General features: G+C 63.1%; 25 protein-coding genes and 1 tRNA gene. 12 read left to right on the plus strand and 14 right to left on the minus strand.

Going from position 1 to position 25,553, the window contains the following annotated elements:
- The first annotated feature begins 32 nt into the window (after window positions 1–32).
- Window positions 33–752, plus strand: a complete 720-nt coding sequence (locus KF719_RS02120; RefSeq protein WP_293506700.1) for a GGDEF domain-containing protein — start codon at window positions 33–35, stop codon at window positions 750–752.
- 5 nt (window positions 753–757) lie between these two features.
- Here the strand turns inward: KF719_RS02120 and KF719_RS02125 are convergent, their stop codons facing one another.
- Window positions 758–1,798, minus strand: a complete 1,041-nt coding sequence (locus KF719_RS02125; protein ID WP_293506702.1) for an agmatine deiminase family protein — start codon at window positions 1,796–1,798, stop codon at window positions 758–760.
- Window positions 1,799–1,905: 107 nt separating this feature from the next.
- Between KF719_RS02125 and KF719_RS02130 the strand changes: the two genes are divergently transcribed.
- Genes KF719_RS02130 through KF719_RS02145 form a run of 4 tightly spaced genes read left to right on the plus strand, consistent with a single transcriptional unit; the run spans window position 1,906 to window position 5,675 of the window.
- On the plus strand, window positions 1,906–2,373 hold the full coding sequence (locus KF719_RS02130) for a RidA family protein (protein WP_293506703.1): 468 nt from the start codon (window positions 1,906–1,908) through the stop codon (window positions 2,371–2,373).
- 27 nt (window positions 2,374–2,400) lie between these two features.
- Complete coding sequence (locus KF719_RS02135; RefSeq protein WP_293506705.1) at window positions 2,401–3,600, plus strand: GNAT family N-acetyltransferase; 1,200 nt, start codon at window positions 2,401–2,403, stop codon at window positions 3,598–3,600.
- Complete coding sequence (locus KF719_RS02140; protein WP_293510560.1) at window positions 3,594–4,022, plus strand: HIT domain-containing protein; 429 nt, start codon at window positions 3,594–3,596, stop codon at window positions 4,020–4,022. The genes KF719_RS02135 and KF719_RS02140 overlap by 7 nt, the downstream gene beginning before the upstream one ends.
- Window positions 4,023–4,064: 42 nt before the next feature.
- Window positions 4,065–5,675 (plus strand): SMP-30/gluconolactonase/LRE family protein, encoded by a 1,611-nt coding sequence (locus KF719_RS02145; protein ID WP_293506707.1) that lies wholly within the window; start codon window positions 4,065–4,067, stop codon window positions 5,673–5,675.
- Window positions 5,676–5,738: 63 nt separating this feature from the next.
- Here KF719_RS02145 and KF719_RS02150 read toward each other — a convergent pair whose 3' ends face one another.
- The 4 genes from KF719_RS02150 to KF719_RS02165 all read right to left on the minus strand — a co-directional run bounded on the left by KF719_RS02150 (window position 5,739) and on the right by KF719_RS02165 (window position 9,524).
- Entirely contained in the window at window positions 5,739–6,107 is a 369-nt protein-coding gene (locus tag KF719_RS02150; RefSeq protein WP_293506709.1) for a VOC family protein, read from the minus strand.
- Between the two features lie 119 nt (window positions 6,108–6,226).
- Complete coding sequence (gene clpA / locus KF719_RS02155) at window positions 6,227–8,620, minus strand: ATP-dependent Clp protease ATP-binding subunit ClpA (protein WP_293506710.1); 2,394 nt, start codon at window positions 8,618–8,620, stop codon at window positions 6,227–6,229.
- A gap of 37 nt (window positions 8,621–8,657) precedes the next feature.
- A complete protein-coding gene (clpS, locus tag KF719_RS02160; RefSeq protein WP_293506712.1) occupies window positions 8,658–8,990 on the minus strand; it encodes an ATP-dependent Clp protease adapter ClpS in 333 nt (110 codons plus the stop codon).
- A gap of 141 nt (window positions 8,991–9,131) precedes the next feature.
- The gene (locus tag KF719_RS02165) at window positions 9,132–9,524 is read right to left on the minus strand and encodes a DUF1499 domain-containing protein (RefSeq protein ID WP_293506714.1); all 393 of its coding nucleotides are present in this window, start codon (window positions 9,522–9,524) and stop codon (window positions 9,132–9,134) included.
- A gap of 344 nt (window positions 9,525–9,868) precedes the next feature.
- Here KF719_RS02165 and KF719_RS02170 point away from each other — a divergent pair, with 344 nt between their 5' ends.
- Window positions 9,869–11,434: a D-alanyl-D-alanine carboxypeptidase gene (locus KF719_RS02170; protein WP_293506716.1), complete on the plus strand. Its 1,566-nt coding sequence runs from the start codon at window positions 9,869–9,871 to the stop codon at window positions 11,432–11,434.
- Here KF719_RS02170 and KF719_RS02175 read toward each other — a convergent pair.
- A complete protein-coding gene (locus KF719_RS02175) occupies window positions 11,431–12,276 on the minus strand; it encodes a division plane positioning ATPase MipZ (protein WP_293506718.1) in 846 nt (281 codons plus the stop codon). The genes KF719_RS02170 and KF719_RS02175 overlap by 4 nt on opposite strands.
- Before the next feature lie 214 nt (window positions 12,277–12,490).
- Between KF719_RS02175 and KF719_RS02180 the strand changes: the two genes are divergently transcribed.
- Genes KF719_RS02180 through panC form a run of 4 tightly spaced genes read left to right on the plus strand, consistent with a single transcriptional unit; the run spans window position 12,491 to window position 17,292 of the window.
- Complete coding sequence (locus tag KF719_RS02180; RefSeq protein ID WP_293506719.1) at window positions 12,491–13,858, plus strand: glutamine synthetase family protein; 1,368 nt, start codon at window positions 12,491–12,493, stop codon at window positions 13,856–13,858.
- The gene (locus KF719_RS02185) at window positions 13,855–15,249 is read left to right on the plus strand and encodes an aldehyde dehydrogenase family protein (RefSeq protein ID WP_293506721.1); all 1,395 of its coding nucleotides are present in this window, start codon (window positions 13,855–13,857) and stop codon (window positions 15,247–15,249) included. Before KF719_RS02180 ends, KF719_RS02185 begins: the two co-directional genes overlap by 4 nt.
- The gene (locus KF719_RS02190) at window positions 15,246–16,424 is read left to right on the plus strand and encodes an iron-containing alcohol dehydrogenase (RefSeq protein ID WP_293506723.1); all 1,179 of its coding nucleotides are present in this window, start codon (window positions 15,246–15,248) and stop codon (window positions 16,422–16,424) included. Before KF719_RS02185 ends, KF719_RS02190 begins: the two co-directional genes overlap by 4 nt.
- 1 nt (window position 16,425) lies before the next feature.
- Window positions 16,426–17,292 carry a pantoate--beta-alanine ligase gene (gene panC / locus KF719_RS02195; RefSeq protein WP_293506725.1) on the plus strand — a complete coding sequence of 289 codons (867 nt, stop codon included), beginning with the start codon at window positions 16,426–16,428 and terminating at the stop codon, window positions 17,290–17,292.
- A 4-nt stretch (window positions 17,293–17,296) separates the two neighbouring features.
- Here the strand turns inward: panC and KF719_RS02200 are convergent, their stop codons facing one another.
- Window positions 17,297–18,193 carry an alpha/beta hydrolase gene (locus KF719_RS02200; RefSeq protein ID WP_293506727.1) on the minus strand — a complete coding sequence of 299 codons (897 nt, stop codon included), beginning with the start codon at window positions 18,191–18,193 and terminating at the stop codon, window positions 17,297–17,299.
- A 75-nt stretch (window positions 18,194–18,268) separates the two neighbouring features.
- Window positions 18,269–18,703 carry a DUF1489 domain-containing protein gene (locus KF719_RS02205; protein WP_293506728.1) on the minus strand — a complete coding sequence of 145 codons (435 nt, stop codon included), beginning with the start codon at window positions 18,701–18,703 and terminating at the stop codon, window positions 18,269–18,271.
- 63 nt (window positions 18,704–18,766) lie between these two features.
- Here KF719_RS02205 and KF719_RS02210 point away from each other — a divergent pair, with 63 nt between their 5' ends.
- Window positions 18,767–19,162, plus strand: coding sequence for a nuclear transport factor 2 family protein (locus KF719_RS02210; protein ID WP_293506730.1), 396 nt, complete (start codon window positions 18,767–18,769; stop codon window positions 19,160–19,162).
- On the opposite strand, the gene KF719_RS02215 is transcribed toward KF719_RS02210, so the two are convergent.
- A complete protein-coding gene (locus KF719_RS02215; RefSeq protein ID WP_293506732.1) occupies window positions 19,159–20,358 on the minus strand; it encodes an acetyl-CoA C-acyltransferase in 1,200 nt (399 codons plus the stop codon). The genes KF719_RS02210 and KF719_RS02215 overlap by 4 nt on opposite strands.
- Before the next feature lie 107 nt (window positions 20,359–20,465).
- Here KF719_RS02215 and KF719_RS02220 point away from each other — a divergent pair, with 107 nt between their 5' ends.
- A complete protein-coding gene (locus KF719_RS02220; RefSeq protein ID WP_293506734.1) occupies window positions 20,466–21,356 on the plus strand; it encodes a phosphatase PAP2 family protein in 891 nt (296 codons plus the stop codon).
- A 7-nt stretch (window positions 21,357–21,363) separates the two neighbouring features.
- Here the strand turns inward: KF719_RS02220 and KF719_RS02225 are convergent, their stop codons facing one another.
- The 5 genes from KF719_RS02225 to KF719_RS02245 all read right to left on the minus strand — a co-directional run bounded on the left by KF719_RS02225 (window position 21,364) and on the right by KF719_RS02245 (window position 25,484).
- Window positions 21,364–22,380 carry a kelch repeat-containing protein gene (locus tag KF719_RS02225; protein WP_293506735.1) on the minus strand — a complete coding sequence of 339 codons (1,017 nt, stop codon included), beginning with the start codon at window positions 22,378–22,380 and terminating at the stop codon, window positions 21,364–21,366.
- A gap of 29 nt (window positions 22,381–22,409) precedes the next feature.
- Entirely contained in the window at window positions 22,410–23,795 is a 1,386-nt protein-coding gene (mgtE, locus tag KF719_RS02230; protein WP_293506737.1) for a magnesium transporter, read from the minus strand.
- A 145-nt stretch (window positions 23,796–23,940) separates the two neighbouring features.
- Window positions 23,941–24,027, minus strand: a tRNA-Leu gene (locus KF719_RS02235).
- An 87-nt stretch (window positions 24,028–24,114) separates the two neighbouring features.
- Window positions 24,115–24,939 (minus strand): phosphoadenylyl-sulfate reductase, encoded by an 825-nt coding sequence (locus KF719_RS02240; protein ID WP_293506739.1) that lies wholly within the window; start codon window positions 24,937–24,939, stop codon window positions 24,115–24,117.
- Complete coding sequence (locus tag KF719_RS02245; RefSeq protein WP_293506740.1) at window positions 24,936–25,484, minus strand: NAD(P)-dependent oxidoreductase; 549 nt, start codon at window positions 25,482–25,484, stop codon at window positions 24,936–24,938. The genes KF719_RS02240 and KF719_RS02245 overlap by 4 nt, the downstream gene beginning before the upstream one ends.
- Window positions 25,485–25,553: the final 69 nt, after the last annotated feature.

Genomic DNA, 25,553 nt, shown 5'->3' on the forward strand with positions numbered 1-25,553 from the left:
AAAGGGATCGCAAGAGAATTGCGAGGGGAACGATGGGCTACGTGAAGCGCATGGCAGGCACCGGAACGCGGCCGTCTTCGCTGGGCGAAGGGGCGCTGCAAGTCGATCCGCCGACGGAGCGATTCCGCCGGAGCATCGGCGCGGTCCCGCGCGGACCGGCAAGCCGCGAACTTGTTAACCGGGCACTCGCCTATGCCGACGAGGCCGAATTGCGCATTGTCGAACTCAATGAGCGCGTACGCCGGCTCGAAGCCCTGACCCAGACCGACGAATTGACCGGCCTGCTCAACCGTCGCGGCTTCGACGAAGTGCTGCGACGTAACCTGCTGAGCGCCGCACGTCACGAAGAGGCCGGGCTGCTCGCCTATATCGATCTCGACGGTTTCAAGGCAATCAACGATCGTTGCGGACACGTGGCAGGCGATGAAGTTTTGCGCGCGGTGGGTACATTTCTCAGCAAGAGCATCCGTGCCACGGACTATGCCGCGCGCCTCGGCGGCGACGAATTCGCTATTCTTTTCGTACGCGCGGACCACAAGCGCGCCCGCGAACGCGCCCGCGAGATGGTACGCGGCATCGCGCAGCTTGAAATCGCTTGCAAGTCGCACAAGATTTCGGTCAGCGCCAGTCTCGGCCTCGCCTCATACACGGGCGAAACCTCGCCGAAGGAGCTGCTCGACCGTGCCGATCGCGCCATGTATGCGGACAAGAAAAACGGCGGTCGCGCGGCGCGCCTGACAACGCACGGCTAATCCGCTCACTTCAGCGCCATTCCCTTCGGTTGCTGCTGCGTGATGCAGTGGATCGACCCGCCACCTTGCGCGATTTCAAGCGCCGGCACCTGCATCACCTGCCGTCCCGGAAAAGCCTCCGCCATAATCTCGGCCGCCTTGCCGTCGTTTGGATCGTCATAGGTCGGCATCACGACGCCGCCATTCGCGATATAGGCATTGACATAGGACGTGCAGAGCCGCCGGCCGTCCGGCCGCAGCAGATTGCGCCGCGGTTGCGGAATTTCAATGACCTCGAGTTTTTTGCCGCGGGCATCGCGCACCGCTTCGATCCGCGCGCGATTGTCCTGCATCCGGGCGTAATTCGGGTCGTTGCGATCTTCCGGCATGTGCAGCAACACACGGCCCTCGCCGGCAAAACAGGCAATCATATCAACATGACCGCTCGTCTCGTCATCCTCAAGCCCCCGGTCGAGCCAGACAATGCGCGACACGCCGAGATTGAGCGCGAGATTCTCCTCGATCTGCTGGCGCGTCAGTTCCGGATTCCGATTGTCGTTGAGCAGACATTCCTCGGTCGTCAGAAGCGTTCCGTATCCATCCGCACATATGGAGCCGCCCTCCAGCACCATGCCCCCTTTGTAGACCCGCATGCCGAGCCGTTCGAGAACGAGGCCGCCCACCGCCGCGTCGTGGTCGTAGTTCTGATAGGCGTTACCCCAGGCATTGAAACGCCAATGCGTCCCGGCAACACCGCCCTTGCCGTCGACAACGAAAATTGGTCCGGAATCCCGCGCCCAGCTGTCGTCGATCGGCAGCGGCACGATCTCGACGTCGCGGCCACAAGCCAGCCGCGCCTGCGCTTCATCCTCCGGGCGGCAGATCATCGATACCGGCTCGAAGCCCGCAATCGTCCGCGCAACCTGGGCATAGGCCGCATAGGCCTGTGGCAGGCGTTCGCCCCACAACTCGCCGCGGCTCGGCCACTGCATCCAGCACCGTTCATGCGGCTCCCATTCGGCGGGCATGAAAAGGCCATCATCCATCGGCCTGCGTGTTTCGCTCATTATGCGACCCCTCTCATGTCCGCCGGGCTTTCGCCCGGTCATCCGAAAGGTTAGGTATAGCTTCTGGAACACACGCGGCAAGCACGAGCAGCGACGGGAGAATACCGATGGCCGGAAAAATCGACGGACGCCTGAAAGAATTGGGTATCGAACTTCCGGCGCCCGCCGGGCCCGCCGGCACCTACGTGCCCTATGTCGTCACCGGAAATCTGGTCTTCATATCCGGTCAAGGCCCGATGGGTGGCTCGGGCATCGCCTATCAGGGCAAGCTCGGCAAGGACCATGACATCGACGCCGGCAAGGCCGCCGCCCGCCTGACCATGCTCAATGTGCTGGCGCAACTGAAAGCCGCGTGTGGCGGCGATCTCGACCGCGTAAAGCGCGCCGTAAAAATTCTCGGCTTCGTCAACGCAACGCCCGACTTCGACCAGCAACCGGCCGTCATCAACGGGGCGTCCGACCTCCTTGTCGAGATTTTCGGCGACGCCGGACGTCATGCCCGCTCTGCCGTCGCCGCGCCGAGCCTCCCCTTCCAGATCACGGTCGAAATCGAGGCCATTTTCGAGATCGCGTGAGACGGCGCCCTTCTCTAGAATTGCCACATGGGAGACAGCGAGCAAGCCATCATCCGCGTCGTCGAAGGCCTTGCCGGCGTCGATGCCGTTGCATGGGACGCCTGCGCCAACCCGCCGGGCGAACCGGCCAATCCGTTCGTGTCGCACGCCTTCCTGTCGGCGCTCGAGGAAAGCGGATCGGCGACACGCCGCACGGGCTGGCTGCCCCAACACCTGTTGCTGGAAGACGATCGAGGCCGGCTGGCCGGCGCCATGCCGCTCTATCTGAAAAGCCACAGCCGCGGCGAATATGTCTTCGATCACGGTTGGGCCAATGCGCTTGAAAACGCCGGCGGCCGTTACTACCCCAAGCTGCAAGCCTCGGTTCCCTTCACACCCGCAACGGGTCCGCGCTTGCTGGTTCCGACAGGGCCCGGCCGCGAGGCAGTCGAAGACGCACTCGCGACCGGCGCAGTCGAACTTGCAACACGTCTCGGCGTCTCGTCGCTCCACATTACCTTTCTCGCACAGCGGCAATGGGAGCGGCTCGGCCGGCTCGGCTTTCTGCAGCGCACCGATCAGCAATTCCACTGGCGCAATCGCGGCTATGGTTCGTTCGATGACTTCCTGGCCGACCTCTCGTCGCGCAAGCGCAAGATGGTCCGCAGGGAGCGCGAGCGAGCGAAGGAAAACGGCATCACCGTCGAATGGGTCACCGGTGCCGACCTCACCGAGGATCACTGGGATGCATTTTTTGCGTTCTACATGGACACCGGCTCGCGCAAATGGGGGTCGCCCTATCTCAGCCGCGAATTTTTCAGCCTGATCGGCGAGCGCATGGCACAGGAAACACTTCTGGTGATGGCCCGCCGCGACGGACGCCTCATTGCCGGCGCGCTGAACTTCATCGGCGGCGACGCGCTCTACGGCCGCAACTGGGGCGCCCTCGAACATCACCCGTTCCTGCACTTCGAGTGCTGCTACTACCAGGCAATCGAATTCGCCATTTCACGGGGCCTGGCGCGGGTCGAGGCCGGCGCACAGGGTGAGCACAAGCTGGCCCGTGGCTACCTGCCGGCCCGAACCCATTCCGCCCATTGGATTGCCAACCCGTCGTTCCGAGAAGCCGTGGCCGAATATCTGAGCCGGGAACGCGAATATGTCGATCGGGACATCGCTGCACTTGGCGAATTCGCGCCCTTCCGGCACGATGACGGAAATAACGAACACCGAGAGGATGAATTCTGACCGTGGCTTACGATCCGAACAACATTTTCGCCAAAATTCTCCGGGGCGAGGCCCCCTGCTTCCAGGTCTACGAAGACGAGATGACCTTCGCCTTCATGGATGTGATGCCGCAGGCCGAAGGACACACGCTGGTGATCCCGAAATACCCGGCGGAGGATTTGCTCGACCTCGATCCGGAATATGCGGCCGCCATGGCCAAAACAGTCAAGAAGATCGCCGCAGCGGTGAAGAAAGCCTTCGACGCGCCGGGCATCCTGGTTGCGCAGCTCAACGGCGCGCCGGCCGGCCAGACCGTCTTTCATATCCACACCCACATCATCCCGCGTTCACAGGGCATCGACCTCAAGCTGCACGCGCGTCAGATGGCCGACTTTGACGAGCTGAAGAAACACGCCGAGCGCATAAAGGCGGCAATGAACTGAACGCAAGGCACGCCGGGCGCCAATGGGAGGGGGGAATATCCAATGAAGATCGTTCGCACGGCGGCGGCACTCGCCGTCGCATTTTCATTCGCGGCAGCTTGCTCTGAAAGCGAGAGCTACACGCAAGAGACCGTCGTCGCACCTTCGCCGTTCCACGGTATCCATGGGCTGACGATTACCGCCGATGGACGATTGCTCGCCGGCAGCGTCGTCGGGCGGGCACTCTATGAGGTGAATCGCGACACAGGCGAGACGAGCATCGTCGAAGGCCCCCCTGAAGGCATGGCCGACGACGTCGAACAGGGTCCGGACGGCACCATCGCCTGGACGGCCTTCCTCGACGGCAAGGTCTTCGCGCGCAAACTCGACGGTCGTCTGCTGACGCTGGCCGAAGGCTTGCCCGGCATGAATTCGCTGGCATGGACCGACGACGGTCGCCTCTTTGCGACACAGGTATTTCTGGGCGACGCGCTTTACGAACTCGATCCCTCCGGCACCAACCCGCCACGCAAGATCATGGAAGGCATGGGCGGCCTCAACGGCTTCGACTTCGGACAGGATGGCAAACTCTACGGCCCCCTCTGGTTCAAGAAGCAGGTCGTCCGCGTCGATGTCGAGGCGGCGACGATCGAAGTCGTAGCCACCGGATTTGAGGTGCCCGCGGCCGTGAACTTCGATTCAAAAGGCAATCTCTATGCGGTCGATACGGCGGCCGGCCACGTCTACCGCATCGACGTGGCAAGCGGCGAGAAGACATTGATCTCCGAGGTCGCACCGGCAATCGACAATCTGGCGCTCGACGCCGACGACAATCTCTACATCACCAATATGGCCGACAACGCCGTCATCGCCATCGACACGGAAACCGGCGAGGCGCGCACGATTGTTTCCGGCGCATTAGCTGTCGCCGGCGATATCGAGATGTCGGACACCGGCGCCCTCTATGTCGCCGATCTATTTGCCGCGCGCATGGCCGACCCGGCCACGGGCGATGTGACGGAGCTTGGCCGCGTCTTCGCCTCCGACATCGACTATCCGCTAAGCGTTTCGGTTGCCAATGGACGTATCGCCTTTGCCGCACTGACGGCGGGCGCCGTCCACCTGTTCGACGAAGAATCGGGCGTTTCGCTCGGCATCCACCACGGCTTTACGACACCGGCGGAGGCGCTGGCAATGTCCGACGGCAGCGTTCTGGTCACGGAATATACGCGCGGCGCGATTGTTCGCGTCGACGGCGACGACTGGTCCAACCGCACCGACATCGCCACGGGCCTCTCCGGCCCGGCCATGATGAAGCTCGGGCTCGATGGCTCGCTTTATGTCGGCGAGAGAACAGGCGGTCGCATTTCGCGTTTGAACCCGGAAAGCGGCGAACTCACGGTGATCGCCCAAGGCCTCGCCGAACCGGAAGGTTTCGACATCGCCCCCGACGGTCGGATCATCGTTGCCGAGGTCGGTGCAAAGCGCATATCCGCAATCGACATGGCGGACGGCAAGACGAAGGTCCTGAAATCCGGTCTTCCGATCGGCTTCGAGGCGCCCGACGGCGCACCCGACCTCTACATTCCGACCGGCGTCGCCGTCGCTGCCAATGGCGACATCTACTACTCGTCCGATATCGACGTCGCCATCTACCGGCTGAAGAAAAACTGATCGCAGGAAAAGAAAAAAGGCCGCCGTGCGCGCACGGCGGCCTTCGTGTCGAATAGCTGTTTCTTATTCGCCCATGTGGAAGGCGACAAACTTGTTGCCGTCCAGATCCCGGAAATAGCCGCCGTAGAAATTGCCGCCGCGCAGACCCGGCGCACCTTCATCCTTGCCGCCAAGGCTCATCGCCTTCGCGTGAACCTTGTCGACATTGGCGCGCGACCCAACGGCCAGTGCGATCATCGTGCCATTGCCAAAAGTGGCTTTGCCGCCATCGTGAGGCTTCGTCACGGCGAGCATCGGGCCGCCATTGCTGTAGCCCTGGAAGCGGCCGGGATCGGCCATCGCGCGCTTTGCGCCGATTTCGCCGAGAAGTTCATCGTAGAATTTCACCGCACGGTCGAGATCATTGGTTCCGACCATCACATAACCGATCATTCTTTCAGTCTCCCTGGGGTTGTTTTTGTCTTCCGTATTCTCTCACCGAAAACGGCCACGAAGCATACCGCTCCATGGCCGCCTTCAATCTGCACGCGCCGGCCGCATGCCGGTCGCATTTATTCCACGAGCAGGGGCACCTTGGGCACACTGCCGCCCGAACCGTCGCCCGGCCGATCCTTCGGCTTGCGAACCCTCGGCTTCTTTGGCCCCTCCTCGCCGGAGGAACCTGCACTGCGCGGCGTTGCCGCCTCGATGTCGAAATCGAGCACATCGTCCTTCACCGCGACGCGAACATGGCCGCCCTTCACCAGCCGCCCAAACAGCACTTCATCAGCCAGAGGCTTCTTGATGTGCTCCTGGATCACGCGAGCAAGCGGCCGCGCACCCATCTGTTCGTCATAGCCCCGCGTCGCCAGCCATTTGTTGGCTTCGGGCGTCAGCTCGATGGTTACATTGCGATCCGCCAGCTGTGCCTCGAGTTGCAGTACGAATTTCTCGACGACTTGCGCAATCACCTCTTCGGGCAGATGACCGAAAGGTATCGTCGCATCGAGACGATTGCGGAACTCGGGCGTGAAGAGCCGCTTGATGGCGTCTTCGTCGTCGCCCGTGCGCTTGGTGCGCGCAAAGCCGATCGGTGTCTTGGCCATGTCCGCAGCGCCCGCATTCGTCGTCATGATGAGAACGACATTCCGGAAATCGATCTTCTTGCCATTGTGATCGGTCAGCTTGCCGTGATCCATTACCTGCAAGAGAATATTGAACAGGTCCGGATGCGCCTTCTCGATTTCGTCGAGCAGCAATACGCAATGCGGATGCTGGTCGACACCATCGGTCAGCAGCCCGCCCTGATCGAAGCCGACATATCCGGGTGGAGCACCGATCAGGCGCGACACCGTATGCCGCTCCATATATTCCGACATATCGAACCGCAGCATTTCAACGCCAAGGACGGAAGCGAGCTGCCGCGCCACTTCCGTCTTGCCGACTCCCGTCGGTCCGGAAAACAGGTAGCAGCCGATGGGCTTTTCCGCTTCACGCAACCCGGCGCGAGCCAGTTTGATCGACGCAGCCAGGGCCTCGATCGCCGTATCCTGACCGAACACCACCCGCTTCAGTTCCGTGTCGAGGTCTTTCAGCTTCTCGGTATCGCTCTTCGACACAGACTTCGGCGGAATCCGCGCCATCGTCGCCACCACGGCCTCAATCTCGCCGACCCCGATCGTCTTCTTGCGCCGCGACTCCGGCAGCAACATCTGCGATGCGCCCGCTTCGTCGATCACGTCGATCGCCTTGTCCGGCAATTTCCGGTCATGCATGTATTTTGCCGAGAGGTCCACCGCCGCCTTCACCGCATCGTTGGTGTAGCGTACCTTGTGGAAGTCTTCGAAATAAGGCTTTAGCCCCTTCAGAATCTTGATCGTGTCGGGCACCGAAGGCTCCGCGACGTCGATCTTCTGGAACCGGCGCACCAGCGCCCGGTCCTTCTCGAAGTGCTGCCGGTATTCCTTGTAGGTCGTCGACCCGATGCAACGCACATTGCCGCTGGCCAGCGCCGGCTTCAACAGGTTGGACGCATCCATCGCCCCGCCGCTCGTCGCGCCGGCGCCGATCACCGTATGGATTTCGTCGATGAACATGATTGCGCCGGGATAGGCCTCGATCTCCTTGATGACCGCCTTGATGCGCTCCTCGAAATCGCCGCGATAGCGTGTGCCCGCCAGCAGCGTCCCCATGTCGAGCGAAAAGATGGTCGCATTCCGCAACACGTCTGGCACCTCGCCCTTGACGATGCGCCGTGCGAGCCCCTCGGCGATTGCCGTCTTGCCGACACCCGGATCGCCGACGAAAAGCGGATTGTTCTTCGAGCGGCGGCACAGAATCTGGATCGTCCGCTCGACCTCGCGCTCACGCCCGATCAGCGGATCGATCTTCCCCTGCCGGGCCTTCTCGTTGAGATTGACGCAGTAATTGTCGAGCGCTTCCGTCGCGCGCTCCTTGCGATTGCCGCGTTCGCCGGCTTCCGGTTCTTCCTGCGCGCCGCGCACCGGACGGGTCTCGGTCATGTCGGCCCGTTTGGCGATGCCATGGCTGATGTAGTTGACCGCGTCGTAACGCGTCATGTCCTGTTCTTGCAGGAAATAGGCGGCGTGGCTCTCACGCTCGGCAAACATCGCGACAAGCACATTCGCGCCCGTCACTTCCTCGCGCCCGGACGACTGAACGTGAATGACGGCGCGCTGGATTACGCGCTGGAAACCGGCCGTCGGCTTCGATTCCTGTCCATCGTCGATGACGAGGCTCGAAAGCTCATTGTCGACATAATTGGTCAATTGCTGACGAAGCAGGTCCATGTCGACATTGCAGGCCCGCATCACGGCCGCCGCATCCTGATCGTCGACCAGCGACAGCAGGAGGTGTTCGAGCGTCGCATATTCGTGATTGCGTTCATTGGCGAGCGCCAGCGCGCGGTGAAGTCCCTCCTCGAGACTGCGTGAAAACGTCGGCACTCCGAACCTTCCCTTCTGCTGGGCTACAGCCTGAACGCTACTCTCGCTCCATCGTGCACTGCAACGGATGTTGATGCTGCTGTGCGAAATCCATCACCTGCGTCACCTTGGTTTCCGCCACCTCGTAGGTATAGAGGCCGCAAATGCCTACCCCATGTTGATGCACATGAAGCATGATGACAGTCGCTTCGTCCCTCCCCTTGTTGAAAAACCGCTCCAGAACGTGAACGACGAACTCCATCGGTGTGTAGTCGTCGTTGAGCAGCAGAACCTTGTAGAGCGAGGGCTTCTTTGTCTTCGGCTTCGTCTGGGTGATGACCCCGGCGCCTGTACCACCGTCTTCATCGCCGCGCCGCCTGTCGTCCGACATTCCCCGTTCCTGCCAAATCGTCGTGTCGATCCCGTATCCACCTGTGCCGGGACACGTTGCTGCCGGACAATCGGCATCCCGGTCAGCATCAACGTTCACTATTACATAGTCGACCATAGCGAATTTCAAAGCCTAACCCAATCAAACCGGGCATTTTGAGGCCAGATCGCGCAGCCAGGCATCGATACGCGCCTTGTTGACACCCAGATCCGAATAGCCGTAGCGCGAGCGGCTATAGATCGCGAGGCTCGACCGGCCGCTGCCCGCAGCGAGAAACCGGACCGTGATGGTGTCCGGAAAACCAAGAAACGCGCTGCGCTGCACATAGGTATCCGTAAGGGTCGCATCGTCGGCGCCGGTCTGAACGACACGCGGCTGCGCCAGCGCCACGTCGCGGAATATCGCCCTGAGCGCGGCGGGCGCGATGGCGAATTCGGGTGCAGCAAGATGGGGCTTCGCCTGCGCGCAGAGGCCCGCGGGGGCCACAAGATATTGGTTAGGCTTCGCTGTGAGCCTCAAAGTCTGGAAATCCATCGCACCTCGCACAACTCCCCGGATAGTGGGATACGTCGATTCTGGCACCCTCATCCATCTCGTTAACGAATCCTTAACGCTATTAATCAAATGGTAACACTTAGGGTCTATCTTGGGTCAATCAGCGCAAGCGTCGGGAAAATATAAGATTTTTTGCGGTTTTCGAACCGAAGCCTCTTCGCAAACTGTGGTCCCGGCGCTACAGTTTCGTGGGGTTGATGTCGGAATGGTACGTTCGGGTTAACCCGAATTTGCCGGCAAGAGGGGTTTTCGGGACGATGTCGGGGTCTGCGCTTGCGAGTATCGTGCGCGTCTCTCATGGATTGAGGAGCGGCGCCTTCATTATGGCGGCAGTCCTGCTCGCGGTCCTGACCGCTGTCCCGGCCCATGCCGCAAAGCCCAAAACCGCCGCTCTCGTGATGGATGCCCATACGGGCAAGATTCTCTATTCGCGCAGCGCCGACGAACTTCGTTATCCGGCTTCCCTCACCAAGGTGATGACGCTCTATCTCCTTTTCGAGAAACTCGAGAAGCGCGAAGCGACACTCAAATCCCGGATCACCATGACACAGCGCGGCGCCAACCAGCCGCCGTCGAAGCTTGGCCTGCGTCCGGGGCAGACGATCAGCGTCGAGGATGCGATCCTCTCCCTCGTCACCCGCTCCGCCAACGACGTCGCTTCGGCGACAGGTGCCTTCATCGCCGGCACCGAGGCCAACTTCGCCGATCTGATGACAAAAAAGGCGCGCGAACTGGGGATGACGCGCACGACCTACAAAAATGCTTCGGGTCTGCCCAACAGTGCGCAGATGACGACCGCCCGGGATCAGGCAACGCTGGCGCTGCGGATGTATCAGGACTTTCCGCAGTACTATCACTATTTCGGTACCGAGCAGTTCACCTGGGGCCGGTCTCATATCCGCAATCACAACCGCCTTCTGAGCGAGTACCGGGGCACGACCGGTCTCAAGACCGGCTACACCAATGCGTCGGGCTTCAACCTGACGGCCATCGTCGAACGCGATGACAAGTTTTTGATCGGCGTCGTCATCGGCGGTGAAAAAGCCAAGTCGCGCGACCAGCATATGGTCGAGATTCTCGATCGCGCCTTCCCGCAGGCGGTCGCAATGAAGACCGGGCGGACTCAAATCGCTGCAGCCCCGCCGCCCGTTCCCGTCGTAAGACCCGATGCACCCGCCAGCCTCATTCCCGCGGAAGACCGTGCGGCGCTGCTCCAGCTTGCTGCGGCCGTTGACGAAAGCGCCGACACCGGCGATGGGATCATCGCCGAAGGCGACGCCAGCGCCGCGACGCCTCTTCCGTCACCTGCGCCCGTCATGACGGCAGCCCTCACCGAAACGGCGCCGGCCGCCGCAAAGCCCGCGGCGCCTGTCGACAATGTCACCGCCTACGCGGTGGCGGCACTTCGCACCGCCGAAGATGCAGGCCGCAATGCCGGCCGCGAGATTGGCAATTTCCTCGTCGCACCGGCAAACGCCAGTATCAGTCCTGACGCGCCCGCCAATCCGTTGATCCGCGAAGCGGCACTCGATCCTGCACGCACAGCGCCGGCCGCCAAACAGTCCTGGCGCGAGGGCGACCCCCTTATTCCCGATGGCACATGGATCATCCAGATCGGCGCCTATGCCGATCAGGCCGACGCCGTCGGCAGCATCCGCAAGGCGCTTCGCGCCGCGCCGGGTGAACTTGGCACCGCCGTTCCGGTCACGATCCCGGTCAAGACCGCCGACAATCGCACGCTCTATCGCTCGCGCTTCGGTGGCTTCGACAATGAAACGGCGGCAAAGACCGCTTGCGGGCGTCTCGCGCGTCAAAGCATCCCCTGCATCGCCATTCCGCCGGCAAACTGGGCCATGCCCCAGACCGCCAAAGCCGAAGGCCGCGGCTAGGCCGGCATTCGCCGTTCTTCGACAGGCAACGCCAAAGCGTCGATCAGCGCCCGCACTTCGGCGCGCGCCGCGACATGCGACATCGACATCGGCGCCTCGACCCCCTCTTCCCGCAAATCGAGCAGTGTCAGGCCTGATGGAAACATCTCGCGAAAGATGACGCGTTCGCCGAAACCCGGTCCGGTGCGAAAGCCGATCCGGTCCGCCAACGCATCAAGCACCGCCTCGACGCGGCGCTTGTTCTTGGCGTCGAGATGCGAAAGACGGTTGCGGATCACGATCCAGTCGATTTCGCCGCCGTCGCGCATCGCCCGCCGCTTGCGGCTCTCCCACACCATCTCGCTGTAAACGCTGGGCCCCTTGATGCGATAGGTCTGCGGGTCGACACGTCCCAAGAGGTCGAAATCGACGAAACTGTCGTTCATCGGCGTAACGAGCGTGTCCGCTCGGGCATGGCCGAGCCGCGATAGATGGTTGTCGCTACCCGGACAATCGATGACGATGAAGTCGTTCGCCGCCGCAAGCCGCGCCATGACGGCGTCGAGCGCCGCCTCGTCCGCCGCATTGGCCTCGCTGACCGTTCCATGCGTCGAACGCGCGATCACCTCATGGTCGGGCATCACGAGCTTGACCCCCGCAGCCTCGGCCCAGGCCCGGCGGTTCTCGACGTAGCGCGTCAGCGAACGTTGCCGCCCGTCGAGGTCGATCGATCCGACGCGCAGCCCCTCATGCAACAGCAACGCAATCACATGCATGGCGGTGGTCGTTTTGCCCGACCCGCCTTTTTCATTGCCCAGAACGATCACATGGGCAGGCCGGCGCCCGCCCCCGGATTCAGTCATATGCCCCCACAAAACCAGCACTCGAATCGCGAGCGGAGTGTGGGTAGTACGGCCATGAGCGTCAACCGTTCCAGCCCCGAAACGCAGCAACGCGTCGCACTTGCGGTCCCCCCCGTCGGTCCGGCTACACTCGGCCTGCTCTGCCGGCGGAAACGCACTGAAACCGCATTTCCGCCCCACTCCCTGAAGCGGCAATCCCGAGGGGTCTTTTCGAATGAACGGCATGCTCACGCTCGACAAACTCTCCGATCTCATCGCCGCCGGCGAAATCGACACGGTGGTCATGGCCATGCCGGACATGCAGGGCCGTCTGGTCGGGAAACGCATGGCGGCGGGATATTTCCTCGACACCGCCGTCCACGAAACGCATGCATGCAATTATCTTCTGACCGTCGACACCGACATGGAACCGGTGCCGGGCTACAAGGCGGCAAGCTGGGCGCAGGGCTATGGCGACTTCGTGCTGAAGCCGGATATGGCAACGTTGCGCCGCATTCCTTGGCTGCCGGCAACCGCCCTCGTCCTTTGCGACACGCTCGATCATCACGGCGAGGATGTGCCCCACGCGCCGCGTGCCATTCTGAAAAAACAGCTGAAGCGCGTCGCCGCGATGAAGATGAAAGCCTTCACCGCATCGGAGCTCGAATTCTATCTCTTCGACGACACCTACGAAGCGGCGCATGAAAAGCGCTATCAGGGGCTCAAGACCGCCAATTGGTACATCGAGGACTACCACGTGCTCGCCACCTCGAAAGAGGAAGGCATCATGCGCGCGATCCGCAACGGTCTCGAGGGCGCGGGCATTCCCGTCGAAAACTCGAAGGGTGAGTGGGGGCCCGGACAGGAGGAAATCAATATCCGCTATGCCGAGGCGCTCGAAATGGCCGACCGGCATACAATCCTGAAAAACGGCATCAAGGAGATCGCCTGGCTGCACGGCAAGGCAATTACCTTCATGGCCAAATGGAACTACGAACTGGCCGGTTCATCCTGCCATATCCATATGTCGCTCTGGGATGAGAAGGCCAAGGAGGCGCATTTCTTCGACAAGGACGCCAAACCGCACGGCATGTCGGAGCTGTGTCAGCAATTCCTGGCCGGCCAGCTTCGGCACGCGCGCGAACTGACTTATTTCCTGGCGCCGCAGGTCAATTCCTACAAGCGCTTCGTCAACGGCTCCTTCGCGCCGACCAACATCGTCTGGTCCAACGACAATCGAACGGCCGGCTTCCGGATGTGCGGTCAGGGCAAGAGCCTGCGCATCGAATGCCGCATCGGCGGCGCCGACCTGAACCCCTATCTCGCCTTTGCCTCGTTGCTGGCGGCCGGCCTTGACGGGGTCGAAAAGAAAATGGCTCTGGAGCCCGAGTTTTCCGGCGATGCCTATGTCAGCAGCGGCATTCCGTCGCTGGCGAAGAACCTGCGCGACGCCCTGACCGAACTGGAAAAGTCGGATACGCTCCGCGCCGCTCTCGGCGACGACGTCGTCGAGCACTATCTCCACACCGGCCGCTGGGAGCAATTCGAATACGAGCGGCGGGTGACGGATTGGGAATTGAAGAGAGGCTTCGAGCGCGGATGAGCGATACACTGAAGGTTATTTCGCCGGTCGACGGCACAGTCTATGCCGAGCGGCCCCTTGCCTCGTGGGAGGAAGTCGACGGCGCGCTGAATGCTGCGCGCGCCGCACAGGCTGCATGGAAGCTTGTGCCCCTCGCCGAGCGCGCCGCGCTTTGCACCCGTTTCACCGAAGCTTTCGTCGCGATGAAAGACGAAGTCGTGCCGGAGCTTGCCTGGCAGATGGGCCGGCCCGTCGCCTATGGCGCCGGCGAGTTGCGCGGTTTCGAGGAACGTGCGCGCTACATGATCGGCATTGCGCCGAAAACACTCGCCGATATCGACGCTGGACCGAAGGAGGGCTTCCGCCGCTGGGTGCGCCGCGAGCCGGTCGGCACGGTGCTCGCGATCGCCGCCTGGAACTACCCCTATCTGATCGCCGTAAATTCGGTCGTCCCGGCAATCACGGCCGGCAATGCGATCATCCTGAAGCACTCCGGCCAGACGCCGCTTTGCGCCGAGCGCTTCGCCATGGCCTTCGAAAAGGCCGGCGCGCCGGACGGCCTCTTTCAGGCGATCCATATGAGCCATGACATGACCGAGCGAACGATCGGCGATTCGCGCGTCGATTTTGTGCAGTTTACCGGCTCGGTCGCCGGCGGACGTTCGGTGGTGAAAGCCGCCGTCAACCGCTTCATCGGCATCGGGCTCGAACTCGGCGGCAAGGACCCGGCCTATGTCCGTGCCGACGCCAACCTTCCCTTCGCCGTCGAAAACCTGGTCGACGGCGCTTATTTCAATTCCGGCCAGTCCTGCTGCGGCAAGGAACGGCTCTACGTCCATGCCGATGTCTATGACGATTTCGTCGAAGGTTTCGTCGACCTGACGAAAAAGTACAAACTCGGCGATCCCCTCGATCCCGAAACGACAATCGGCCCGATGGTGCGCACTTCCGCCGCCACGTTCGTGCGCGGCCAGATCGCTCAGGCCGTGCGCAGCGGCGCGAAAGCACTGATCGGCGAAGCGCATTTTCCGGCTTCGCTGCCGGGCACGCCGTATCTTGGCCCTGAAGTGCTGGTGGGCGTCAACCACCAGATGGAAGTGATGCGCGAGGAAACTTTCGGCCCGGTGATCGGCATCATGAAAGTGTCGTCGGACGACGAGGCCGTCGCACTGATGAACGACAGCCCCTATGGACTTACCGCCTCTGTCTGGACGGAAGATACGGAAACCGGCGAAAAGCTCGGCAACCGGCTCGAAACCGGTACATTCTTCCTCAACCGCTGCGACTACCTCGATCCTGCGCTCGCCTGGACCGGCGTCAAGAACACCGGCCGCGGCGCCACGCTGTCGCCTGTCGGCTATGAAAGCCTGACGCGCCCCAAGAGCTATCACCTGAGAACGCAAACAAAATGATCGACATCTATCCCAATCTTGTCGGCAATTGGAACTTCCCGACCAAAATGCGCTTTGGCGCCGGTCGCATCAAGGAACTGGCCGAAGCCTGCGGCGCCGCCGGCATAGAACGGCCCTTGCTGGTCACCGACCCCGGCCTGAAGCCGCTGCCGATGATCGCCGAGGCGCTCGCCCTCCTCGAAAGGAACGGTCTCGCTGCCGCACTTTTCGCCGACGTACATCCCAACCCTGTCGGCGCCGATGTCGAGGCGGGCCTGAAGGCATATCAACGCGGCAAGCATGACGGCGTGATCGTGTTCGGCGGCGGCAGCGCCATGGATGCGGGCAAAGCCGTTGCCTTCATGTCGGGCCAGACGCGGCCGATGTGGGACTACGAAGATCGCGAGGACTGGTGGACCCGCGCTGACCCCAAGGGCATCGCGCCGGTCATCGCCGTGCCGACAACAGCAGGCACCGGCTCGGAAGTCGGCCGCGCCGCGGTCATCACGGACGAGAGCGATCACACCAAGAAGATCATCTTCCATCCGAAAATGATGCCGGTCGATGTGATCTGCGATCCGGAACTGACCATCGGCCTGCCACCGAACATCACGGCGGCAACCGGCATGGACGCACTCTCCCACAATCTCGAAGCCTATTGCGCGCCCTTCTGGCACCCGCTGGCGCAGGGCGTGTCGCTTGAAGGCATGCGGCTATGCAAGGAATGGCTGCCGGAAGCCGTCAAGCGCGGCAGCAACGTCGAGGCGCGCTCGTTCATGCTCGCCGCCTCTTCGATGGGTGCGACGGCGTTCCAGAAAGGTCTCGGCTCGATGCATGCGATGAGCCACCCCTGCTCGTCGTTGCGCGGAACCCATCATGGGCTCACCAACGCTGTCGTGATGCCCTATGTGCTGCTGCACAATCGCAAGGCCATCGAGGAAAAGATCGTCGCGGCCGCCAACTACCTCGCCCTGAAGGACCGCAGTTTCAATGGCTTCGTCGATTGGGTTCTGGCGTTGCGTGAGGAGATCGGCATTCCGAACACACTGAACGAGATCGGCGTCGATAGCGGCATCATCCCGCAACTCGCGGCCATGGCGCAGGAAGATCCCTGCACCGGCGGCAATCCATTGCCGATGAGCGTACCGGTCTATGAGGATCTGTTCGCGCGGGCGATCGAAGGCAAGCTCGCCTGAGATGCCGCTCGACACCGCGAGCCACAAAATCCCCGTCGCCCGCAACGCCGCCGACCTGCGCGCCGCCGTCGCCGAATGGCGCACGAGGGGCGAGACCGTCGCGCTGGTGCCGACGATGGGCGCCCTTCACGAGGGGCATCTGTCGCTGGCCGACCTCGCACGGGCGAAGACGGAGCGTGTCGTCGTTTCGATCTTCGTCAACCCGACTCAGTTCGCGCCACATGAGGATTTCTCGGCTTATCCCCGCACCGAGGCGGCCGACGCGGCGAAGCTCGACGGCAAGGCCGACCTGATTTTCGCGCCGGACGCTGCCGATATGTACCCGCAAGGCTTCTCGACGACGATTTCGCTCAGCGGCGTCTCCGAGCCGCTCGAAGGACAGTTCCGGCCTACGCATTTTGCCGGCGTCGCGACGGTTGTAGCCAAACTGCTCCTGCGCGCCATGCCCGACATTGCGATCTTCGGCGAGAAGGACTGGCAGCAGCTCGCGGTGATCCGCCGCATGGTCGCCGATCTCGACATCCCGGTCGAAATCCTCGGCGGCCCGATCATGCGTGAAACCGACGGTCTCGCCATGTCGTCGCGCAATGTCTATCTGACGCCCGGCGAACGAAAAGCCGCCGGACAATTGAATGTGGTCCTTCGGGAAACGGCTGCAAGTGTTTCTGCCGGCACACTTATTTCTGAAGCGGCGAAAGCCGGCGCTGCAAGAATCCTCGCCCTCGGTTTCGACAAGCTCGACTATCTCGAAATCCGCGACGCCGCCTCACTGGCCGCTTTTCCGGACGATCGTCCGACAAGCTCGGCGCGCATTCTGGTCGCCGCGAAAATCGGCAAGACGCGCCTGATCGACAACATGCCGGTCTGACGCCTCACTTGAGATGCGTCGTCAGCCAGTCGCGCTGCACCGGCGCGGACATCGCGAACATATCCCCGGTGTAGGCCTCAAAATGCATGCAGGGCAGCGCCAGGAATTTCTTCGGCTCCAGCGCCGTTTCATAGGCAGCCGCCGTCATGTCGAATGGCGTCAGATGGTCTTCGAGCGCCCCCACCATCAGCAGCGGTGTCGGCGAAATGCGCGGAATGTAGATGCCGGGTTCGTATTCGGTGAAGAGCTCCACCGATTGCAGCGTCACGTCGTTCCGCCACGACGTCTCGCGCTCTTTGCTGAATGTCGTGAAAAACTCAAAAGTGTCGGCTGTCGGCAACGCCGAGGGTTCGCCCTCCGGCGCGGTGACGGGCATACGGGCGGGCGCCGCGCCTCCCATCCGCGCCGCGCGGTCGGCATCGAAACCCGCGCGCAGGCCCTTCCAATGATCGCCCCGGATCAGCCGCCGCGCGGTCTCGAGCCCGGCGACCAGCGGTACCTGCGCAATCACGCATTTGACGCGCCTGTCGATAGCGGCCACCACCAGCACATGCCCGCCCGAATAGCTCGAACCCCAAATGCCGATGCGGTCCGGATCGACTTCCTTCATCGATTGCGCATGAGTGATCGCATCGCGATATCCGTCGATCTGCTGCCGCGGGTCGATATGTCCGCGCGGCTCGCCATCGCTCGCCCCGAGATTGCGATGGTCATAAACCAGCGCCGCCACGCCAGCCTCGGCAAAGAAAGCAGCGAAATCGTCGAGATACATTTCCTTCACGGCGGAAAAGCCATGCGCCATGACAACGGTTGGAGCAGGCCCCGCCACGCCTTTCGCCGGATAGAACCAGCCGCGCAACGTCACGCCGTCTTCGGTCTTGAATTCGATATCCCGGCGCATCGCTCTTCCCCCGCTCCGTTTTCCAAAGCCCACCATAGACGGCAAGCCCTGTCACCCGCCCGGACGGGCGGGACGTCAGATCAGCCCGAGCTCTTCCAGTTCGCGCCGCATCTCATCCGGCATGTCCGCACCCGCATCGCCCTTCTTCACGTCGGGCGGCACGTCCTTCGCCTCGAAATAACGCCAGCCCTGAAAGGGCCGCCGTTCCTGCCGGCGTGTCGCCACGATTTCCTTGTCGAGCACGAGGCGGCAGCGACCGATGCCCTCGCCGTCCTTGAACGGTTCGATGCCGATCAGACGCTGGCGACAGCGAATGACGCCCTTCATCACCCAATAGAGCGAGCCGCCGGCCAGGATTTCGTCGGCGCGCTTCGGCACCATGCGCGTGATGTGAACGAGTTTCTGCGGCTGACGGCGTTTTTTCATGTCGGCGAGCCGCGCCGCCTGCCATGTCGCCAGATCCGCAATATCATCTGCGCCAACGCAAAGCTTGATCAGGTGAAGAGGCATTGACGGGGCACTTCTTCCTAAACTATAACACCGTTATAAATGCACCGGACAGGAGCCTGACAGATGAGCGATCCCGCCCAGACCTTTCTGACCCGCTGGTACGCCTATGTCGAGAACCACGACCCGGCGCTGCTGCAGACCATTGTCGCCGACGGCGCCACGATCTCCTCCCCCGCCTTCTACAAGCCGAAGACCTCGAAGGATTATGTGATCGCCATTCTGACCACCGTTGTCGCCGGTTTCGAGGATTTCACCTACACGAAGGAGTGGATCGACGGCAATGAGATCATCCTCGAATTCGAGTCGCGCATCGGCGACACGAAGCTGAAGGGCATCGACCGCATCACCGTCGACGCAGACGGCCGGATGAGCCATATCGAAGTGCTGATCCGTCCGCTGAACGGCCTGATCGCGCTCGCCGAACATGTGAAAGCGTCGCTCGGGCAGGCTGCCGCCTAGTTCAGCCGTTCGATCGCTACCGCCGTCGCCTCGCCGCCGCCGATGCAGAGCGAGGCGACGCCGCGCTTGCCGCCGGTCTGCTGCAAAGCGTTGAGCAGCGTCACGAGGATGCGCGCCCCCGAAGCACCGATCGGATGACCGAGCGCGCAGGCGCCGCCATAAATGTTCATGTTGTCGTGGCTGAGGTTGAGTTCCTTGATCGCGGCCATCGCGACCACGGCAAAAGCCTCGTTGACCTCCCACAGATCGACATCCTTGGTCGTCCAGCCGGTGCGTTCCAGCAGCTTCGAGATCGCGCCGACCGGTGCGGTCGAAAACCAGGCCGGCGCCTGCGCATGCATCGTATGACCGCGAATGGCGGCAAGTGGCGCAAGACCGCGCTTCCCGGCCTCCGACAAACGCATCAACACCAGCGCCGCCGCGCCATCGGAAATCGAGCTTGAATTGGCCGCCGTCACCGTGCCGTCCTTCGCGAAGGCGGGCTTCAGTGTCGGGATTTTCGATGCATCCGCCGTCAGCGGCTGCTCGTCCTGCGCGACATCGACGGCACCCTTCCGGCCCGGCGCGCTGACGGTCACGATTTCCGGTGCGAACGTGCCGCCCTCGACCGCCTGCTTCGCCCGCTTCAGCGACTCCAACGCATAGGCATCCTGCGCGTCGCGCGTGAACTGATAGTGCTGCGCGGTATCCTCGGCATAGGAGCCCATCAACCGCCCTTCATAGGCATCTTCGAGACCGTCGAGGAACATGTGGTCCTTGATCTCGCCATGCCCGAGCCGCAACCCGCCGCGCGCTTTCGGCAGCAGGTAAGGTGCATTGGTCATGCTTTCGAGACCGCCCGCAACAACGACATCGCCGTGACCGGCGACGATCGCGTCATGCGCCATCATCACGGCTTTCATGCCCGAGCCGCACATCTTGTTGACCGTCGTGCAGGGCGTTTTCTCGTCGAGACCCGCCTTCAGCGCCGCTTGGCGCGCCGGCGCCTGCTTTGCGCCGGCCGAAAGCACACAGCCCATCAGCACTTCGTCGATTTCCTTCGGTCCGAGCGACGCCCGTGCCACCGCGCCCCGGACGGCCGCCGCGCCAAGCTCCGGCCCGGTGAGGCCCGACAACGCGCCTTGAAAGCCGCCCATAGGCGTACGCGCGGCGCTGACGATAACGACGGGATCGGTTTCGTGACGGTTTTGTGACATGAGGCTGTTTCCGCGCTTAGACTGGCAACCGAGGCCGGGATTCGGGGCAGAACCCTAGCCTAAAACAAGCGGCCGCCAAACCGGCCGCGCCTATGGGGGGACGCTCGGTGGAAGATTTCCTGCACAGCATGGATTGGGTGCTGCCGCTGCGCCACGACTGGGCGACGCCGATCGCCAACGGCTTCACCTGGCTCGGCTATACGCCGTTTTTCCTGATGTTCCTGCCGCTGGGATACTGGCTCTGGGACCGCGCGATATTCACGCGCCTTGCGGTCCTCATCGCCATCACCGCCGTCATCAACGGCTGGCTGAAGGATTTCTGGCAGGACGCCCGTCCCGACCCGCGCTACTGGATCGACAATCGCGTCGAAGGTTCGCCGGGCCGCCCGTCGGGCCATGCACAGGTCGCCGCCGCCATGTGGCTGTGGCTCGCCTATGAAATGCGCCGCCGCTGGGCCTGGGTCGCGGCCATCCTGATCGCCGCCGGCGTGGCGCTGAGCCGGCTCTATGTCGGCGTCCATGATGTCGACGACGTCCTGACCGGCATCGCCCTCGGCCTGGCAAGCATCGTCCTCTTCATCTGGCTTCTCGGCCCGTCATTCGATTTCTGGCGGCGCCTGCCCGTCCTCGTCCACATGGCGGTCCTTGTGGCGCTGGTGCCGCTGCTCTGGCTGGTCTGGCCGCCCGAAGGCGAGGCGGGAAGCAGCTTCTACGGCCACACCTCGGTCCTGTTCCTGCTTTTCGGTTGGGTCGCCGGACAGACACTCGACTATCGGCTGGTCCCCAGACGCGGACCGCGCCCGGCGATCTGGCAGATGGCCGTCATGGCCGTCGGCGGCATCGTGGTGCTTTTCGCGCTGCGCGGGGCCATCGACACAGGCGGCGCAGCCGCCGGTCTGCCGCGGGTTGCCACGCTTTATCTCGGCGCGGCCATTCTCGGCTTCTACATGACCGGCCTTGCCCCGATGGGCTTCAGGGCATTGCGGCTGATGAAATAGGAATGCCTCACTCCGAGTAGATGTCGACCATGTCGGACTCGGTGAAGACCGTGTAGACACCGGCGCCCGGACTGCCGCCGACCACAATGAAGCGGCCGTCCGAGGCCGCCGCAACGGCGCCGTGGCGCGGCGTCGGCATTGAGGGTGCGCGGCGCCATGTGCCGGCCGCCAGATCGAACACGAAATGATCGGCATGGGTGCGCAACGGACGCCGCTGTTCGCCGCCCGTGACATGCAGCTTGCCGCCGAGAACGGCCGCGACATGCCCGGCGCGAGGCTCGGGCAACGATGGCCCCGTCCGCCAGTTGCCGTTCGACGGATCGAAAATGTCGACCCGCGACGACGCCGCCCCGCTGCTGTCGAGCCCGCCGATTGCATAGATGAGGCCGCCCGCCGCCACATAGGCGGAGGCAAGGCGCGGCGACGGCATTGGCGACCCCGATACGCTCCAGCGGTCGCGGCCCGGATCGTAGACGAAAACCCGCGACGCGCCCTCGCCGCGCCCGCCGATTGCGTAGAGCTTGCCATCGACGGCGACAAGACCGTGACCGGCGCGCGCCGCCGGCATCGACGGACCGGAAATCCAGGTTCCGATTTTCGGATCGAAGATCCAGACATTGTCCGTATCGCCGCCGTCTGTCGTCGCATCGGCAGCAGAAGCACCGTCCGACCCGAACAATCCGTCGGCGCGCCGGGGCGGCGGCGCCTCGTGTCCACCGGCGACGAAGAGCCGGCCATTGAGTTCGGCCATGCCGAATTGCTGCAACCCGACCGGCAACGCCACGGCCGCACGCCAGATGTCGCCGCGCACATCGTAGATCTCCGCGACCGAGCGCGGCCCCGACGTACTGTCGCCGCCGACCACATAGAGGTCGTCGCCAATCAATGCCGCGCCGGCGAAGGCGCGCGCCGTCGTCATCGGCGTCCCGTCGCGCCAGCCTTCGGCCAGGGCCGGTGCCGCGGCGAGACAAAGCCCCACGCCCAGAATAATTGCTGAAACACCGGAACCGCTCGCACTACGCATCGCTCAACTCTCCTACCCCGCCAGCACGCTCAGTAAAACAGGATCACCGCCGCGAGTCCCAGGAACGCAAAGAAACCGACCACATCCGTCGTCGTTGTCACAAAGACAGGCGACGAAACGGCCGGGTCCGCCCCGAGTTTATCAAGACCCAGCGGAACGAGAATGCCCGTCAGGCTGGCGACCACGAGGTTAATCATCATCGCCGCCGCCAAAACACCGCCAAGCCAGGCATTCTGGAATATCAGCCCGCCAATACCCCCAAGCAGACCGGCGAAAATCAGGCCGTTCAGCAATCCGACCAGCATCTCGCGCAGGATGGTTCGACGCGCGTTGAAATGGACGAGATCGCGCGTCGCCAGTGCGCGCACCGTCACGGTCATCGTTTGCGTGCCAGCATTGCCACCCATCGAGGCGACGATCGGCATCAGAACGGCGAGCGCAACCATCTTTTCGATCGCCGCATCGAACAGCGCGATCACAGATGCGGCGATGACCGCCGTCACCAGATTGACGGCAAGCCAGGGAACGCGGCTGCGGCTCGTCTGCAGCACCGTGTCGGAAATCGCTTCCTCACCGACACCGGCAAGCAGGCGGATGTCTTCGGCTGCTTCATCGCTGATGACTTCCACGATGTCGTCAACCGTGATGACGCCGGCGAGACGGCCGTCGTCGTCGACGACAGCCGCCGAGATCAAATCGTATTTGGTGAATTGCAGCGCCACCTCTTCCTGATCCATCGCGACCGGGATCAGCGTCTGCTCGGTCTCCATGATTTCCGATATCTTGACCGGCCGCTTCGAGCGCGTGACGCGCGACAGCGGCACGGTGCCGATCGGTTTGTGACCGGCATCGACAACGAAGATTTCGTAGAATTCGTGCGGCAGTTCCTCGGCTTCGCGCAGATAGTCGAGCGTCTGGCCAACATCCCAGAACGGCGGCACGGCAACAAGCTCGCGCTGCATCAGCCGGCCGGCGCTGTACTCCGGATAGTCGAGCGATTGTTCGAGTGCCGCGCGCTCGCTCGCCGGCAACTGATCGAGGATTTCGCGCTGCTCGGCCTCGTCCATGTCCTCGAGCAGATAGACGGCGTCGTCCGAATCCATTTCCGTCAGCGCGGCGGCGATGTCCTTCGGATCGAGCAACTCCATCACATGGTCGCGGACACTCTCGTCAAGCTCGCTCAGCACCTCCGGATTGAGATCGGAACCGAGCATCTCGACAAGGTCGCGGCGCTCGTCGCTGCGCAAAAGTTCAAGGAGTTCCGCGGTATCGGCCGAGCGCAACGGCAATACGAGCTCGCGCGCCTGCGCCTTGTCGCCCCGGTCGACCGCATCGACGACCGAGCGCACGAAGGCAGGCGACAACGCCTCGTCGGTCGTTTCTTCGCTCGCATGTGGTGTCGAAATTTCGGTCAATCGGCGCCTGCGAATCCTGATCCTGAAACGGAACGCGAGTGTGCGTTATTTGGCCGGTTCCCGCCACTGCCGGGCCTTGAAACAAAAAACCGGCACCAGCGCTTCGGGAAGCGCCGGCGACCGGCTTTGGAGGCTTGCCTGAATATGGTGCGGTCGAGAAGACTCGAACTTCCACGGGAGTTACCCCACAGCGACCTCAACGCTGCGCGTCTACCAATTCCGCCACGACCGCATGTTCGCAAGCCGCGCCGATGTAACAAATCCGGATGGCTTGCTCAAGCTGCAAATTGAGGCGGTACAGGGGTTTAGCGGAAACCGATCAAATCCCGTCGCCGTCCAGATTGGCCGGCAGGTGGATGCCGCACTCGTCCTTGTCGCGGCCAACCCAACGGCCGTCGCGATAGGACCCGCCTTCGGGCACGCGCTCGGTGCAGGGCATGCAGCCGATGGAGAGGTAGTTGTCCTTGACCAGCGGATGGCGCGGCAGCTTGTGCGCATCGACATAGGCGTCGAGCTCCGCCTCGCCCCAGAAGGCCAGCGGGTTGATTTTAAAGCGGCTTCCGGCGGCGGACCCCGGCTCGCCGGTGCCGCGCACGCGCTCTTCCTCGATCGGGTCCATGGTCGCGCGGGTGGAGGTCTGGAAGCGCTTCCGGCCGGTGATCGAGGCGTCGAAGCCTTTCAGCGCCCGCTCCAGCGGCAGCACCTTGCGGACATGGCAGCAGGCATCGGGATCGCTGTTCCACAGACCGCCATTGGGATCCTTCGCGGCAAGGTCGGCCGGATGCGGGCCGACAGCGCGCAGATCGGTGAGGCCGAGCTTCTCCTGAAGGCGGTCACGATAGCGCAGCGTTTCGCCGAAGAGCTTGCCGGTGTTGAGAAAAATCACCGGCGTCGACGGATCGATCTCGGCGACCATGTGTAGGAGCACGGCGGACTCGGCACCGAAGGACGAGACCACGGCGATGCGGCCGGAAAACTCCGTGCGGATCATCTGCTCGAGCAGCGCCTGCCCCGTAAGCCCTTGATGGGCCTCGCGCAATGCGGTCAGCCGCGGCGAAACGAGCGTCGGCGCGTCCATGATCGCGGCGCGGCTTTCGGTGACCGCGGCGGCGCGGGGACGCCGGCTCAAATCCAGTGCCGTCATGGCAACCAGCCTTTCTCTTCGATATAGGCATCGACGCGGCGACCGACATCGGCCGCTTCGAGACCCTGCATGCGCCACGTTTTGCGCTGCCGGCCCAGTTCGTCAAGACGCCCGGCCCATTCGGACCCGAACAATCCTTCCAGATGCCGCCGCAACCGCCGCGACAGGCCCGGCGCCTTGCCGCCCGTCGAAACGGTGATCGTCAGGTCGCCGCGCCGCATGACCGAGGGCACGTGAAAGTCGCAGAGCGGCTTCACATCCTCTGTATTGACCAAGGCCCCTGCCGCCCGCGCCTGCCCGGCCAGCGCCACGCTTTCGGCATCGCCCAGACCCGCGATAAACACGACGCGAGCGCCCCGGAATGCCTCGCCTGTGGGCCGCGCGCCCTTGAGGCGCTTCCCGGCCTGCTTGACGAGCGCCGGCGTGGGCGACCCGGAATAGACCTCCAGATGGGCCGCGCCCGAGGCGTCGAGCGCCGCGAGCCGCCTTTCGGCCAGCTCCCCCTCACCGACGAGCATCGCCTTGAGGGAGCCGAGATCGAGCATGACTGGAAACACGGTGCGCACCTCCGGGGGCAGCAAGCCTTCCAATTCCCGTTAGAGATAGCGATTGTG

Origin of the sequence: Parvibaculum sp. (genome assembly GCF_019635935.1) — a bacterium.
Classification (GTDB): domain Bacteria; phylum Pseudomonadota; class Alphaproteobacteria; order Parvibaculales; family Parvibaculaceae; genus Parvibaculum.

Coding starts and splice junctions, on each gene's coding strand:
- KF719_RS02200 (WP_293506727.1), bottom strand. CDS start 18,193: ATGCGCCGGGATATCGAATTCAAGACCGAAGACGGCGTGACGTTGCGC.
- KF719_RS02210 (WP_293506730.1), top strand. CDS start 18,767: ATGAGCGATCCCGCCCAGACCTTTCTGACCCGCTGGTACGCCTATGTC.
- KF719_RS02180 (WP_293506719.1), top strand. CDS start 12,491: ATGAACGGCATGCTCACGCTCGACAAACTCTCCGATCTCATCGCCGCC.
- KF719_RS02215 (WP_293506732.1), bottom strand. CDS start 20,358: ATGTCACAAAACCGTCACGAAACCGATCCCGTCGTTATCGTCAGCGCC.
- KF719_RS02225 (WP_293506735.1), bottom strand. CDS start 22,380: ATGCGTAGTGCGAGCGGTTCCGGTGTTTCAGCAATTATTCTGGGCGTG.
- KF719_RS02190 (WP_293506723.1), top strand. CDS start 15,246: ATGATCGACATCTATCCCAATCTTGTCGGCAATTGGAACTTCCCGACC.
- KF719_RS02175 (WP_293506718.1), bottom strand. CDS start 12,276: ATGACTGAATCCGGGGGCGGGCGCCGGCCTGCCCATGTGATCGTTCTG.
- KF719_RS02245 (WP_293506740.1), bottom strand. CDS start 25,484: ATGCTCGATCTCGGCTCCCTCAAGGCGATGCTCGTCGGTGAGGGGGAG.
- KF719_RS02185 (WP_293506721.1), top strand. CDS start 13,855: ATGAGCGATACACTGAAGGTTATTTCGCCGGTCGACGGCACAGTCTAT.
- KF719_RS02170 (WP_293506716.1), top strand. CDS start 9,869: ATGGCGGCAGTCCTGCTCGCGGTCCTGACCGCTGTCCCGGCCCATGCC.
- KF719_RS02120 (WP_293506700.1), top strand. CDS start 33: ATGGGCTACGTGAAGCGCATGGCAGGCACCGGAACGCGGCCGTCTTCG.
- KF719_RS02240 (WP_293506739.1), bottom strand. CDS start 24,939: ATGACGGCACTGGATTTGAGCCGGCGTCCCCGCGCCGCCGCGGTCACC.
- KF719_RS02145 (WP_293506707.1), top strand. CDS start 4,065: ATGAAGATCGTTCGCACGGCGGCGGCACTCGCCGTCGCATTTTCATTC.
- panC (WP_293506725.1), top strand. CDS start 16,426: ATGCCGCTCGACACCGCGAGCCACAAAATCCCCGTCGCCCGCAACGCC.
- KF719_RS02135 (WP_293506705.1), top strand. CDS start 2,401: ATGGGAGACAGCGAGCAAGCCATCATCCGCGTCGTCGAAGGCCTTGCC.
- clpS (WP_293506712.1), bottom strand. CDS start 8,990: ATGTCGGACGACAGGCGGCGCGGCGATGAAGACGGTGGTACAGGCGCC.
- KF719_RS02205 (WP_293506728.1), bottom strand. CDS start 18,703: ATGCCTCTTCACCTGATCAAGCTTTGCGTTGGCGCAGATGATATTGCG.
- KF719_RS02130 (WP_293506703.1), top strand. CDS start 1,906: ATGGCCGGAAAAATCGACGGACGCCTGAAAGAATTGGGTATCGAACTT.
- KF719_RS02150 (WP_293506709.1), bottom strand. CDS start 6,107: ATGATCGGTTATGTGATGGTCGGAACCAATGATCTCGACCGTGCGGTG.
- KF719_RS02165 (WP_293506714.1), bottom strand. CDS start 9,524: ATGGATTTCCAGACTTTGAGGCTCACAGCGAAGCCTAACCAATATCTT.
- KF719_RS02125 (WP_293506702.1), bottom strand. CDS start 1,798: ATGAGCGAAACACGCAGGCCGATGGATGATGGCCTTTTCATGCCCGCC.